General features: G+C 61.6%; 11 protein-coding genes. 9 read left to right on the top strand and 2 right to left on the bottom strand.

All coding sequences use genetic code 11. From position 1 onward, the window contains the following. Window positions 1-114: 114 nt before the first annotated feature. The 4 genes from grpE (at window position 115) to can (ending at window position 4,790) form a co-directional block, all read left to right on the top strand. Window positions 115-651 carry a nucleotide exchange factor GrpE gene (grpE, locus tag BZG29_RS26490; protein ID WP_077408717.1) on the top strand — a complete coding sequence of 179 codons (537 nt, stop codon included), beginning with the start codon at window positions 115-117 and terminating at the stop codon, window positions 649-651. A gap of 91 nt (window positions 652-742) precedes the next feature. Beyond that, window positions 743-2,686 (top strand): molecular chaperone DnaK, encoded by a 1,944-nt coding sequence (dnaK, locus tag BZG29_RS26485; RefSeq protein WP_070290878.1) that lies wholly within the window; start codon window positions 743-745, stop codon window positions 2,684-2,686. 162 nt (window positions 2,687-2,848) lie between these two features. Beyond that, window positions 2,849-3,982 carry a molecular chaperone DnaJ gene (gene dnaJ / locus BZG29_RS26480; RefSeq protein WP_034745985.1) on the top strand — a complete coding sequence of 378 codons (1,134 nt, stop codon included), beginning with the start codon at window positions 2,849-2,851 and terminating at the stop codon, window positions 3,980-3,982. A 136-nt stretch (window positions 3,983-4,118) separates the two neighbouring features. Next, window positions 4,119-4,790, top strand: coding sequence for a carbonate dehydratase (can, locus tag BZG29_RS26475; RefSeq protein ID WP_077408716.1), 672 nt, complete (start codon window positions 4,119-4,121; stop codon window positions 4,788-4,790). A 21-nt stretch (window positions 4,791-4,811) separates the two neighbouring features. On the opposite strand, the gene BZG29_RS26470 is transcribed toward can, so the two are convergent. Next, window positions 4,812-5,297: a tetratricopeptide repeat protein gene (locus tag BZG29_RS26470; RefSeq protein WP_077408715.1), complete on the bottom strand. Its 486-nt coding sequence runs from the start codon at window positions 5,295-5,297 to the stop codon at window positions 4,812-4,814. Window positions 5,298-5,508: 211 nt separating this feature from the next. Between BZG29_RS26470 and BZG29_RS26465 the strand changes: the two genes are divergently transcribed. The 4 genes from BZG29_RS26465 (at window position 5,509) to BZG29_RS26450 (ending at window position 9,155) form a co-directional block, all read left to right on the top strand. Then, entirely contained in the window at window positions 5,509-6,393 is an 885-nt protein-coding gene (locus BZG29_RS26465) for a TauD/TfdA family dioxygenase (protein ID WP_077408714.1), read from the top strand. 89 nt (window positions 6,394-6,482) lie between these two features. Continuing rightward, entirely contained in the window at window positions 6,483-7,439 is a 957-nt protein-coding gene (locus tag BZG29_RS26460) for an ABC transporter substrate-binding protein (protein WP_253192918.1), read from the top strand. Window position 7,440: 1 nt separating this feature from the next. Next, complete coding sequence (locus BZG29_RS26455; RefSeq protein ID WP_077408712.1) at window positions 7,441-8,286, top strand: ABC transporter ATP-binding protein; 846 nt, start codon at window positions 7,441-7,443, stop codon at window positions 8,284-8,286. Beyond that, the gene (locus BZG29_RS26450) at window positions 8,283-9,155 is read left to right on the top strand and encodes an ABC transporter permease (protein WP_077408711.1); all 873 of its coding nucleotides are present in this window, start codon (window positions 8,283-8,285) and stop codon (window positions 9,153-9,155) included. Before BZG29_RS26455 ends, BZG29_RS26450 begins: the two co-directional genes overlap by 4 nt. Before the next feature lie 14 nt (window positions 9,156-9,169). Here BZG29_RS26450 and BZG29_RS26445 read toward each other — a convergent pair whose 3' ends face one another. Further along, window positions 9,170-10,057 (bottom strand): HTH-type transcriptional regulator ArgP, encoded by an 888-nt coding sequence (locus BZG29_RS26445; protein ID WP_077408710.1) that lies wholly within the window; start codon window positions 10,055-10,057, stop codon window positions 9,170-9,172. Window positions 10,058-10,201: 144 nt separating this feature from the next. On the opposite strand from BZG29_RS26445, the gene BZG29_RS26440 reads away from it, so the two are divergent. Beyond that, complete coding sequence (locus BZG29_RS26440; protein ID WP_077408709.1) at window positions 10,202-12,631, top strand: penicillin-binding protein 1A; 2,430 nt, start codon at window positions 10,202-10,204, stop codon at window positions 12,629-12,631.

The following is a 12,631-nucleotide window of genomic DNA, read 5'->3' as shown; positions in this document are numbered from 1 at the left end:
CGGTTTTGCCACGCATACCCCTTGAAACAATAGGATATAGCCCCATCTGCCCGTTAGTGTTGTAAAGATAGTTAGACTAACTCATTTAAGTCATTGATTGTAGGAGCTTTTCAGATGCAAGATCAGGAAAACCAAGCTGTACCTAATCCGCAAGCGGACGCCGCGGCGACTGCCCCATCGACTCCCGCAGAGCCTACTTTGGAAGAGCAGCTGGCGAGTACCGAAGCGCGTCTTGCAGAGATGCACGATGCCTTCATGCGCGCCAAGGCCGATGGCGAAAATATCCGCCGCCGCGCGCAGGAAGATGTTGCTAAAGCACATAAATTTGCAGTGGAAAGCTTTGCCGAAGCCATGGTGCCGGTGAAAGACAGCCTGGAAACGGCGCTGACGGTGGAAGCACCGACCATCGACTCGCTGAAAGAAGGCGTCGAGATGACCTTGAAGCAACTGAACGCCGCGTTCGAGCGCAACCGCCTGGTGGAAGTGTTGCCGGTGCAGGGCGAGAAGCTCGATCCGATGAAACACCAGGCTGTTGCCGTGGTGCCAGCGGACCAGGAAGCCAATACCATCGTGTCAGTCCTGCAAAAGGGCTATATGATTGCGGACCGCCTGCTGCGTCCAGCCATTGTAACGACCGCGCAAGCAAAATAATCAGAGGGCGGCATCAAGCAAGCCTTGAAACCATGCCGCTTTGCCACATATAAGAACCATCTGAAATCTAGCAAATAAAAGGAAAAAAATCATGGGTAGAATTATCGGTATCGATCTGGGAACCACGAATTCCTGCGTTTCCATCATGGAAAACGGTCAACCAAAGGTAATCGAAAACGCTGAAGGCGCACGCACGACGCCGTCGATTATTGCTTATCAAGAAGATGGCGAAATTCTCGTCGGCGCGCCAGCGAAACGCCAGGCCGTGACCAATCCGAAAAACACGCTGTACGCAGTCAAGCGTTTGATCGGTCGCAAGTTCGACGAAAAAGAAGTGCAAAAAGACATCGCGCTGATGCCGTACCAAATCATGAAAGCCGACAATGGCGATGCATGGATCGGCGTGCGCGACAAAAAACTGGCGCCGCCGCAAATTTCGGCTGAAGTCCTGCGCAAGATGAAGAAAACGGCAGAAGACTACCTCGGTGAAGAAGTCACCGAAGCCGTCATCACCGTGCCTGCGTACTTCAACGACTCGCAGCGTCAAGCCACCAAGGATGCCGGCCGTATCGCTGGCCTGGACGTCAAGCGCATCATCAACGAGCCAACCGCGGCAGCGCTGGCGTTCGGCCTGGACAAGACCGAAAAAGGCGACCGTAAAATCGCCGTGTATGACTTGGGTGGCGGTACGTTCGACGTGTCGATCATCGAAATCGCAGATGTTGATGGCGAGAAACAATTTGAAGTGCTGTCGACCAACGGCGACACCTTCCTGGGCGGCGAAGACTTCGATCAGCGCGTCATCGATTACATCATTGACGAGTTCAAGAAGATCAACGGCATCGACCTGAAAAAAGATCCGATCGCCCTGCAGCGCATCAAGGCTTCGGCCGAGCGCGCGAAGATCGAATTGTCGTCGTCGCAACAAACCGAGATCAACGAGCCGTACATCGCCATGGCGAACGGCGCACCGGTCCACTTGAACCTGAAGATGACCCGCGCCAAGCTGGAATCGCTGGTGGAAGAGCTGATCACGGCCACGATGGAACCATGCCGTACCGCCATCAAAGATGCTGGCGTGAAAGTGTCGGACATCGATGACATCATCCTGGTCGGCGGCATGACGCGTATGCCGAAGGTGCAGGAAAAAGTGAAGGAATTCTTCGGCAAGGATCCACGCAAGGACGTGAACCCGGACGAAGCCGTCGCCGTGGGCGCAGCGATTCAAGGTTCGGTCCTGTCGGGCGAACGCAAGGACTTGCTGTTGCTGGACGTCACCCCTCTGTCCCTGGGTATCGAAACCCTGGGCGGCGTGATGACCAAGATGATCCACAAAAACACGACGATTCCGACCAAGTTCAGCCAGGTCTTCTCGACGGCCGACGACAACCAGCCTGCGGTGACCATCAAGGTCTTCCAGGGTGAGCGCGAAATCGCCGCCGGCAACAAGGGCCTGGGCGAATTCAATCTGGAAGGTATCCCGCCAGCATCGCGCGGTACGCCACAGATCGAAGTGACCTTCGACATCGACGCTAACGGCATCTTGCATGTCGGCGCGAAAGACAAGGCCACCGGCAAGGAAAACAAGATCACGATCAAGGCCAATTCCGGCTTGACCGAGGCGGAAATCCAGAAGATGGTGAAAGACGCCGAGTTGAACGCGGAAGAAGACAAGAAGGTCAAAGAATTGGCCGAGTCGCGCAACCAGGCCGATGCTCTGGTACACTCGACCCGGAAATCCTTGACCGAATACGGCGACAAGCTGGATGCGGGCGAGAAAGAGAAGATCGAAGCGGCGATCACCGACCTGGAAGCAAGCATCAAGGCCGGCGACAAGGCTGAGATCGACGCCAAGGTGGAAGCACTGTCGAGCGCATCGCAGAAACTGGGCGAAAAAATGTATGCCGACATGCAAGCGCAGCAAGCTGCCGGCGGCGCGGAAGGTGCACAGCAAGCTGCTGGCGCATCGGACGCAGGCGCCAAGCAAGACGACGTTGTTGACGCTGACTTCAAAGAAGTCAAAGACAGCAAGTAGTGTCTTGCGCTCCCATGAACTGGGGGTAGCCGGGCTGAACGCTACATCGCGGGATTAGCCGCGAAGACCGGCCGAGCCGAGTCGCTGCGCCTAGCGCAGCACTCGACTCGGCTTTTTCGTGTAATTTTTACATCAGTAGATAGACTGCAAGGTGCCGACAACATGGCAAAGCGTGATTTTTACGAGACACTCGGTGTCGCAAAAAATGCTTCGGAAGAAGAGATCAAAAAGTCTTACCGTAAACTGGCGATGAAATACCATCCGGACCGCAATCCGGATAGCAAGGAATCGGAAGAAAAGTTTAAGGAAGTCAAAGAAGCCTACGAGATGCTGACCAATCCGGAAAAGCGCGATGCGTATGACCGTTACGGTCACGCTGGCGTGGACCCGAACATGGGCGGCGGTGGCGGCTTCGGCGGCGGTGCTGGCGGCTTTGCCGACAGCTTCGGCGATATCTTCGGCGACATCTTTGGCGGTGGCGGTGGACGCAGCCGCAATGCGGGTCCACAGGTGTACCGTGGCGCCGACTTGCGCTACAACCTGGAAATTACACTGGAGCAAGCTGCTCACGGCTTCGACACGACCATCCGCGTGCCGAGCTGGGACAAGTGCGACACCTGCCACGGCAGCGGCGCCAAGCCGGGCACCTCGCCGACCACTTGCGGTACGTGCGGTGGCCACGGCCAGGTGCGCATGCAGCAAGGTTTCTTCAGCATCCAGCAAACCTGCCCGAAATGCCATGGCAGCGGCAAGGTCATCACCGACCCGTGCACGCCGTGCGGCGGCGCCGGTCGCATCAAGCGCAACAAGACCCTGGAAGTGAAAATTCCAGTCGGTATCGACAACGGCATGCGTATCCGGTCGTCCGGCAACGGCGAACCGGGCACGAATGGCGGTCCGTCGGGCGACCTGTATGTGGAAATCCACATCAAGCCGCACGCCGTGTTCCAGCGCGAAGGCGACGACCTGCATTGCGAAATGCCGATCTCGTTCACCAAGGCGGCCTTGGGCGGCGAAATCGAAGTGCCTACCCTGAACGGCAAAGTGTCGTTTACGATCCCGGAAGGCACCCAGTCGGGCAAGACCTTCCGCCTGAAAGGCAAGGGCATCAAGGGCGTGCGCTCCGGTTACGCGGGCGACCTGTTCTGCCACGTGGCCATCGAAACGCCGGTGAAACTGACGGAAAAACAGAAAGACCTGCTGCGCGACTTTGAAAAGTCGACGACCGAGGGCGGTGCCAAGCACAGTCCGCAAAGCAAGACCTGGAAAGACAAGGTCAAGGATTTTTTTGAGTAAGCACACGTAATACCATGCGCCGGGATGCTGAAACATCCCGGCGTTTTTTTCACCACGACTGAGAAATGTGCGCGCATCGCCGGCCTATGGGCGCGATCTGCCGCCAACTCAGTCGTACGCACACAATGGGAGCGATATGACCGAACCGAAAAATGGCCTGGCCCTGGCGGAACTGCTGCAGCGTAACCGCCGCTGGGCCGACTCGATGGTGGCGAAAGACCCGAACTTCTTCAAGAATCTGGAAGCGCAAACGTCGCCCGAATACCTGTGGATCGGCTGCTCCGACAGCCGCGTGCCCGCCAACGAACTGCTGGGCATGGCGCCTGGCGACGTGTTTGTGCACCGTAATATTGCCAACGTGGTCGTGCATTCCGACCTCAATTGCTTGTCCGTCCTGCAATTTGCCGTGGACGTGCTGAAAGTCAAACATGTCATCATCGTCGGCCATTACGGCTGCAAGGGCGTGCATGCGGCCATGACGGGCACGCGCATCGGCCTGGTCGACAACTGGCTGCGCCACGTCCAGGACGTGGGCCAGAAGCATGAGCGCTACCTGGGCGACGTGCTGACGAGCCGCCAGCGCGGCGACCGCCTGTGCGAACTGAACGTGGTCGAGCAAGTCTTGAACGTGTGCCAGACCACCATCGTGCAAGATGCGTGGGAACGGGGCCAGGAACTCAGCGTCCATGGCTGGGTCTATGGCTTGAAGGATGGCTTGCTGAACGACCTGGAAGTGACCGTCACGGCCGGCCACGAACTGGCGCCGCGCATGGCGACCCGTTTGGCGCGCTACGAAGCGACGGCGTAAGCCAGCAATGCTGGCGCGGCGCTAAGGTGCCGCGCCTTCCAGGCGGCCCAGGTAGTCGGCCGCCTCCCGCACGCCCTCCTGCGCCGCCTGGCGCAGCCAGGTCTTGGCCTGGGCAATGTCCTGCGGCGTGCCCCGGCCTTCGGCCAGGGCCACGCCATAGTGGTAGCGCGCCAGCCGCGCATAGGCGGCGTCATCGTTCGTATGCGCGCCGCGCCGCATCAGCGCCGTCGCCTGCGCCAGGTCCTTGGGCACGCCGATGCCCGTTTCATACAGCTGGGCCAGCCAAATCATCGAATACACATCGTTCCAGCGCCGGATGCAGTCTTCAAAGATGGCGACGGCTGCCGCATGGTCGCCCGTCTTGTCGGCCGCATAGCCGTACAAACACTTGATGCGCTTGTTGCTGTGCACATAGGCTTTGTAGCTGAGATCACTTTCACCCTGGCTGTCCTGGGCGTGGATGGAAGCAGGGAACAGCAAGGCGAGCAGCAGGGCGACGATGGGCATGGCTTTCCTGGGATAGGGTTAAAGATTGGTAGATAAGCAAGTTTCGTGCTAGCGCCATTCCCGGGCAACGCCGGTGCTGCTGTGCCATTGCGTGACAGCCGCTGTGGCAACCTGGCGCAACGCGCCGCGCATATCCATATAGTAAATGCTTCGTTTGCAAGCAAGGCTGGCCGGCATACAGTGGACTTCCCCTGACTCTTGGCGAATTCCCATGTCGGCCGTCCTGAAACCCGTGCAGTCCACCAGCCACTTCCGTATCGAAACGTTCGACGCGCCGCTCGGCGCGCAAGTGCTGGGGCTGGACCTGGCGCAGCCGCTGTCGCTGAACGACTTCCAGCGCCTGCACCACGCCCACCTCGACCATCACGTGCTGGTGTTCCGCGAGCAGCGCATCACGCCGCAACAGCAAGTCGATTTCAGCCGCCGCTTCGGCCCCCTGCAAATCCACGTGCTGCGCCAGTTCCAGCTGCCCGCGCAGCCGGAAGTGCTGATCATCTCGAACATCGTCGAAGATGGCCAGCCCATCGGCCTGGGCGACGCGGGCCATTTCTGGCATTCCGACCTGTCGTACAAGGAAGTGCCCAGCCTCGGCTCCATGCTGCACGCGCAAGAGTTGCCGGACGAGGGCGGCGATACCGTGTTTGCCAACATGCACCTGGCGTGGGAAAGCTTGCCGGCCGCGCTGCGCCACGCCGTGCGCGGTGCCCGTGCCGAGCACAGCTACCTGAGCCAGTACGAGGAATTGCGCCGCCGCAACCCATGGCGGCCCGCCCTGACGCAGGCGCAGGTCGATGAAGTCAAACCCGTAACGCACCCCGTCGTGCGCGTGCACCCGGAAACGGGGCGCCGCGCCCTGTTCGTCAGCGAGCATTTCACCACGCGCATCGTCGGCTTGCCCGACGATGAAAGCCGCGCCCTGCTCGATGAACTGTTCGCCCACAGCGTGCGCCCCGAGCATTTATATGTGCACCGCTGGCAGCCGCACGACCTGGTGTTCTGGGACAACCGCTCGCTGATGCATCTGGCGACGGGCTGCCCGCCCGACCAGCGCCGCAAACTCTACCGCACCACCATCGAAGGCGATGCGCCTTACTGATTTTGACTGTTGATTTAACCCAAGGAGTGTCCATGTTGCCGATCTTTAGCTTTGCCCGCCGCCTGCTCGCCACCATCGCCCTGCTGTGCATGGCCATGCCCATGGCCCGGGCCGAAGGTCAGATCCGCATCGCGGGCCAGCACGGCATCACCTTCTTGCTGCTCAATATTGCGCAGGAACAAAAGCTGATAGAAAAGCATGGCAAGCAGCAGGGCGTCGATGTCAAAGTCGAGTGGATCACCCTGTCCGGCGGGCCGGCCATCAATGACGCTTTGTTGTCCGGCAATATCGATATCGCGGGGGCCGGGCTGGGGCCGCTGCTGACCATCTGGGACCGCACCAAGGGCCGGCAGAACGTGCGCGCTGTCGCATCCCTGGGCAATTTCCCCTACTATTTGATCAGCAACAACCCGAAGGTGAAAACCTTGGCGGACTTGACGGACAAGGACCGCATCGCCTTGCCGGCCGTCTCCGTTTCCGTGCAGGCAAGGATATTGCAGATGGCCGTGGCGAAACAATGGGGCGACAAGGAATTTGCCCGCCTCGATAAAATTACGCAAACCCTGCCGCACCCGGACGCGGCGGCCGCCATCATCGCCGGCGGCACGGAGCTGAGCGGCCACTTCGGCAATTCGCCGTTCCAGGAGCAGGAACTGGCGCAAAACCCGAACGCCCACATCATCCTGAACTCGTACGACGTGCAAGGCGGGCCCAGCTCGTCGACCCTGCTGTATGCGACGGAAAAGTACCGCAAGGACAATCCGAAGACGTACCGCGCCTTCATCGCCGCCCTGGCGGAAGCGGCGCAGTATGCGAGCAGCAATCCGCAAGGCGCGGCCGACATCTATATCAAGGTCAACAAGAGCAAGGTGGACCGCAACCTGCTGCTGAAAATCTTTGCGAATCCGCAAGTGCAATTCAAGATCGCGCCGCAAAACACCTATGGCCTGGCGCAATTTTTGCACCGCGTGAACGCCATCCGCAACCTGCCCGACAGCTGGCGCGACTACTTCTTTGACGACCTTGCCATCACGCAAGGAGGCTGATATGAATGCACCCGCTTTTCACCTGGTACGTCCGCCAGTCGCCTTACAGCCTTTGCTCAGCGTCAAGCATGTCAGCCTGGAATATCGGACCGAACAGCGCACCGTGCGCGCCACGCATGACGTCAGTTTCGACGTGTTCCGCGGCGACCGTTTTGTGCTGCTGGGTCCATCCGGCTGCGGCAAGTCGTCCTTATTAAAAGCCGTGGCGGGCTTCATCGCGCCGCGCGCGGGCAGCATCGCCATGCAGGGCCAGCCCATCCAGAAACCGGGGCCGGACCGTGTCGTCGTATTCCAGGAATTCGACCAGTTGCCGCCATGGAAAACGGTACTGGAGAACGTCATGTTCCCCTTGCTGGCCAGCAAGCGGCTGGACAAGCAGGCGGCCCGCGAGCGTGCCCATCACTGGATCGCCAAGGTGGGCCTGGCCGGCTTCGAGGATGCCCATCCGCATACCTTGTCGGGCGGCATGAAGCAGCGGGTAGCCATCGCCCGCGCCCTGGCGATGCAGCCGGAAGTGCTGCTGATGGACGAACCGTTTGCCGCCCTCGATGCCTTGACGCGGCGCAAGATGCAGGAAGAGCTGAGCCGCCTCTGGGAAGAGCTGCGTTTTACGCTTGTCTTCGTCACGCATTCGATCGAGGAAGCGCTGGTCGTGGGCAACCGCATCCTGCTGCTGTCGCCCCATCCGGGCCGGGTGCGCGCCGAACTCAACAGCCACCAGTTCGGCTTGCACAGCGCCGGCAGCGCGGAATTCCAGGCTGCCAGCAGCCGCATCCATGGTTTGCTGTTCGATGAGGACGTTGCTCCCGCCCAGCAAGCTGACGCGGCACGTAGGGAGGCCGTATGAGCGCGCTGCTGGAACCGCCCATTCGCCAGGAATTCGTCTACGCGGCGCCGCCGCCGGCTGGCGTCACGGTCGAGCAGCCGCTGTCGCGCTGGCAGCGCCTGGGCCAGCATGCGCTATGGCGCAAGATCTTGATTTTGCTCAGCCTGGCCCTATTGTGGGAAGGGGCGGCGCGCTGGACGCATAACGATTTATTGTTGCCCGGTTTTCTGCAGACGGCGCAGGCGTTTATCGGCGGCATCGCCAGCGGTGAATTGCTCACGCGCACGGCCGCGTCCCTCGTCGTCTTGCTGCAGGGCTATGCGGTGGGCGTGCTGGCCGCCTTCGTGCTGACTTTGCTGGCCGTGTCGAGCCGCATCGGGCGTGACGTGCTGGAAACCCTGACGGCCATGTTGAATCCCTTGCCGGCGATTGCCCTGCTGCCGCTGGCCTTGCTGTGGTTTGGCCTGGGGCGCGCCAGTTTGATCTTTGTCATCGTTCATTCCGTGATGTGGCCGCTGGCCTTGAACACGTATGCGGGCTTCCAGGGCGTGCCCGACACTCTGCGCATGGCGGGCCGCAATTATGGCTTGAACGGCTTGCGCCTGGTGTTGCACATCCTCGTGCCCGGTGCCTTGCCGTCCATCGTCTCGGGATTGAAGATCGGCTGGGCGTTTGCCTGGCGCACCCTGATCGCGGCCGAGCTGGTATTTGGCACGACATCGGGGCAGGGCGGCCTGGGCTGGTATATCTTCCAGAACCGCAACGAACTCTACACGGACAAGGTGTTTGCGGGCCTGGCGGCCGTCATCGTCATCGGTTTAATCGTGGAAAACATCGGCTTTCGCACCCTGGAGCGCGTCACCTTGAAACGCTGGGGCATGCAGCGGTAGTTATCTGACCATACTTATTTCAGGATCTTGCGCGCCGCCGCGATGATTTGCCGCGACAGCTGCTCCATGCGCGGCGACTGCACCTTCCACGTGTGCCAGTACAGGGCCACGTCGGCCGGGGTCTTGGGCGTGAGCATCTCCACGAGTTCGCCGTCCGTGTTCGCTTTCAGCAGCAATTCCGGCACCATGCCGTAGCCGAGGCCGTAGCGGATAGCGTTGAAGTGCGAGGTGGCGCCCGGCACGTAATGGCAGGGGTAAGCCCCTTCGGGCAAGCCCAGCGCCTCTTGCAGGAACGATGACTGCAGGGTGTCCTTGCGCGTGTAGGCGACGACGGGCGCCGTGCGCGCCGCCTTGCGCGTCAGGCCGTGCGCGAACCAATGCTGGCGGAACGCGGGCGTAGCCACCAGCCAGTAGCGCATCACGCCCAGCGGTTCGGCCGTGCAGCCGCGCATGGGTTTCGGCTCGGTGCTGATGCAGCCGATGGCCATGCCCGTCTCCAGCAAGGTATACGTGTGGTCCTGGTCTTCCACGGTCAGGTCCAGCAGCACGCGCTCGCGTATCAACACCTCGGACAGGGCGGGGAAGAACCACGTGCCCATCGAATCCGCATTCAGCGCCAGCACCAGGGTCAGCGGGGTATCCTGCTGCACCGCTAGTTCCGCCTGCAAGTCCGCTTCCAGCAGCTTGGCGCGCTTCAGATACTGCATCAGGCGTTGGCCCATGCGCGTGGCGCGTGCGGGACGGCTGCGCACGATCAAGGCATTGCCCAGCTGGCTTTCCAGCGCCCGCACCCGCTGCGAAATGGCGGGCGACGTCAGGTGCAGCCGCAGCGCCGCCTGCTCGAAGCTGCCCGTTTCGACGACGGCGCGGAACGCTTCCGTGTGCTTGGGATTGAGGTCCATGGTGCGCGCCTAACATAAGAAAAATTTATCAATACTAAATAATACTTACTTTTCATAAGGATGGGTGTGTTGCAGTGCACAATGCCTCTTTGATGGAGTGCCACGCGCCAGCGCGCGGCCTCCTGGCAGCAAGGGAATACCACCATGGAAGCACAAGCGAACGACACATCTACCCGCAAGCCGCAATCTAAACTGGCGCGCAATCTGAAATTCGGCCTGGGATTGACCCTGGGCCTGGGCATGGCCGCCGCCCTGGCGGGCGGCTGGTGGCTGCGCCAGGCCTGGCAGGATTTGCCCGCCGTCGAGCACCTGGCCCAGTACAAGCCCGCGCTGCCGTTGCGCATTTTCTCCAGCGAAGGCGAGCTGCTGGCCGAATACGGCGAAGAGCGCCGAGAATTTCTGCCCTTGAAGGAGATCCCGCTGCGCATGCGCCAAGCCTTGCTGGCCATCGAGGATGCGCGCTTCTATGAGCATGGCGCCGTCGATTTCTATGGCTTGACGCGCGCCACGCTCGCCAACGTCGTCACGGGCCACCACGCGCAGGGCGCCAGCACCATCACCATGCAGGTGGCGCGCGACTTTTTCCTGTCGCGCGAAAAAACCGTGCAGCGCAAGCTGACGGAGATGCTGCTGGCCTACAAGCTGGAACAGCACTACGGCAAGGACAAGCTGCTGGAACTGTATATGAACCAGATTTACCTGGGCGAGCGCTCCTACGGCTTTTCCGCCGCCTCGAACATTTACTTTGACAAGCCGCTGGCGGACGTCAGCATCGCCGAAGCGGCCATGCTGGCCGGCTTGCCGAAAGCGCCGTCGGCCTACAACCCCGTCGCCAATCCGCAGCGCGCCACAGTGCGCCAGCATTACATCCTGCAGCGCATGCGCGAACTCGGTTACATCACGCCGGCCGAATACGATGCGGCTGTGGCGGAAAAACTGGCCCTGAACAAGGACCGCAACAGCTCCGTGCACGCGGCCGCGTATGCGGTCGAGGAAGCGCGTCAATTGATCCTGCAAAGCTATCCCGAAGGCGCCTACAGCATGGGCCTGGACGTGACGACCACCATCCGCATGGCGCCGCAGCGCGCGGCCGACAAGTCGCTGCGCGATGGACTATTGAATGCGCAGGCGCGGCGCGGCTATCGCGGCCCGGAAGCACGCCTGGCCGCCTCCGCAGACGGCGTGGCGCGCCAGCTGGCCGCCTACCCGGACAGCGGTGAACTGCGTGCCGCCTTGGTACGCAAGGTGGAGAGTGCCGGTGCGCGCCAGGTCAAGGCGCAGCTGCGCAATGGCGACGAGATCGTGCTCACGGCATCGGATGCGCGCCTGGGCGGCAAGCTGCAGTGGGATGGCAAGCGCACCATCGTCGAGGGCAGCGTGATCCGCGTGGTGCACGACGCGGCGAAAAAACGCTGGCTGGTGAGCCAGCTGCCCGAGATGGAAGGCGCGCTCATTTCCGTCGAGGCGCACAGCGGCGAAATCGTCGCCATGGCCGGCGGCTTCGATTTCTACCGCAACCACTACAACCACGCCATGCAGGCGTATCGCCAGCCCGGTTCCAGCTTCAAGCCCTTCGTGTATTCGGCGGCGCTGGAAAAGGGATATTTTCCCGGCACGGCCGTGGACGATACGCAGCGCCTGCTGCTGCCGCAGGAGACGGGCGCGCAGCCATGGCGTCCGCGCAATTACGGCAACAACTATGAAGGCTTCATCAGCGTGCGGCGCGGCCTCGTGCGCTCGAAAAACCTCGTGGCCGTCAGCCTGATGCAGGCGGCCGGTCCCGGCTACGTGCAGCACTACGCCACGCGCTTCGGCTTCGAGGGCGCGCGCAATCCCGTCTCCCTGCCGCTGGCGCTGGGCGCTGGCGCCGTCACGCCGCTGCAGCTGGCGCAGTCGTATGCCGTGTTCGCCAACGGCGGCGTGCAGATGCCGCCCAAATTGATCAAGGAAGTGCGCAACCGCAGCGGAGAAGTGCTGTTTTCCGATGCGGCGCCACGCGCCAAAGGCGAGCCGACGCCGGGCACGCAAGTCATCTCCACGCGCAACGCCTACGTCATGGACAGCATGCTGCGCGACGTCGTCAAGAGCGGTACGGGACGCGGCGCGCTGGCGCTGGGACGCGGCGACGCGGCCGGCAAGACGGGCACGTCGAACAACGCGTATGACGCCTGGTTCGCCGGCTATTCCTCGGGCCTCGTCTCGGTCGTCTGGCTCGGCTACGACCAGCCGAAAAGCCTGGGCAACGCCACCGGGGGGACGTTGGCGCTGCCCGTCTGGCGCGACTACATGCAGGTGGCCGTGCAGGGCCGCCGCGAACAGGTATTGGCTGAGCCGCCAGGCCTGGCCCTGCTCGACGGCGATTACGTGTATGCGGAATACCTGGCCGGCGACTGCCTGAAGGATAACCATGCCTTTATCCACAGCAGCGTCAGCTGCGGCAGTGGCAGCCTGGGCGCCGACACGCGCCTGGCCAACGGCGAAGAGCGCGGCACCAGCGGCACGGGCCACGAAGCGCGCACCCTGAGCGAAGCGCGCGAACGCGAACAAATTCTCAAATCATTTTCGGAAGAGTAA

The sequence above is a fragment of the Janthinobacterium sp. LM6 genome, from assembly GCF_002002885.1.
GTDB classification, from domain to species: Bacteria; Pseudomonadota; Gammaproteobacteria; order Burkholderiales; family Burkholderiaceae_D; genus Janthinobacterium; species Janthinobacterium kumbetense.
The sequence above is the reverse complement of the archived record's forward strand: the minus strand, read 5'-3'. Positions and strand labels throughout refer to the sequence as shown.

Coding starts and splice junctions, on each gene's coding strand:
- grpE (WP_077408717.1), top strand. CDS start 115: ATGCAAGATCAGGAAAACCAAGCTGTACCTAATCCGCAAGCGGACGCC.
- dnaK (WP_070290878.1), top strand. CDS start 743: ATGGGTAGAATTATCGGTATCGATCTGGGAACCACGAATTCCTGCGTT.
- dnaJ (WP_034745985.1), top strand. CDS start 2,849: ATGGCAAAGCGTGATTTTTACGAGACACTCGGTGTCGCAAAAAATGCT.
- can (WP_077408716.1), top strand. CDS start 4,119: ATGACCGAACCGAAAAATGGCCTGGCCCTGGCGGAACTGCTGCAGCGT.
- BZG29_RS26470 (WP_077408715.1), bottom strand. CDS start 5,297: ATGCCCATCGTCGCCCTGCTGCTCGCCTTGCTGTTCCCTGCTTCCATC.
- BZG29_RS26465 (WP_077408714.1), top strand. CDS start 5,509: ATGTCGGCCGTCCTGAAACCCGTGCAGTCCACCAGCCACTTCCGTATC.
- BZG29_RS26460 (WP_253192918.1), top strand. CDS start 6,483: ATGGCCATGCCCATGGCCCGGGCCGAAGGTCAGATCCGCATCGCGGGC.
- BZG29_RS26455 (WP_077408712.1), top strand. CDS start 7,441: ATGAATGCACCCGCTTTTCACCTGGTACGTCCGCCAGTCGCCTTACAG.
- BZG29_RS26450 (WP_077408711.1), top strand. CDS start 8,283: ATGAGCGCGCTGCTGGAACCGCCCATTCGCCAGGAATTCGTCTACGCG.
- BZG29_RS26445 (WP_077408710.1), bottom strand. CDS start 10,057: ATGGACCTCAATCCCAAGCACACGGAAGCGTTCCGCGCCGTCGTCGAA.
- BZG29_RS26440 (WP_077408709.1), top strand. CDS start 10,202: ATGGAAGCACAAGCGAACGACACATCTACCCGCAAGCCGCAATCTAAA.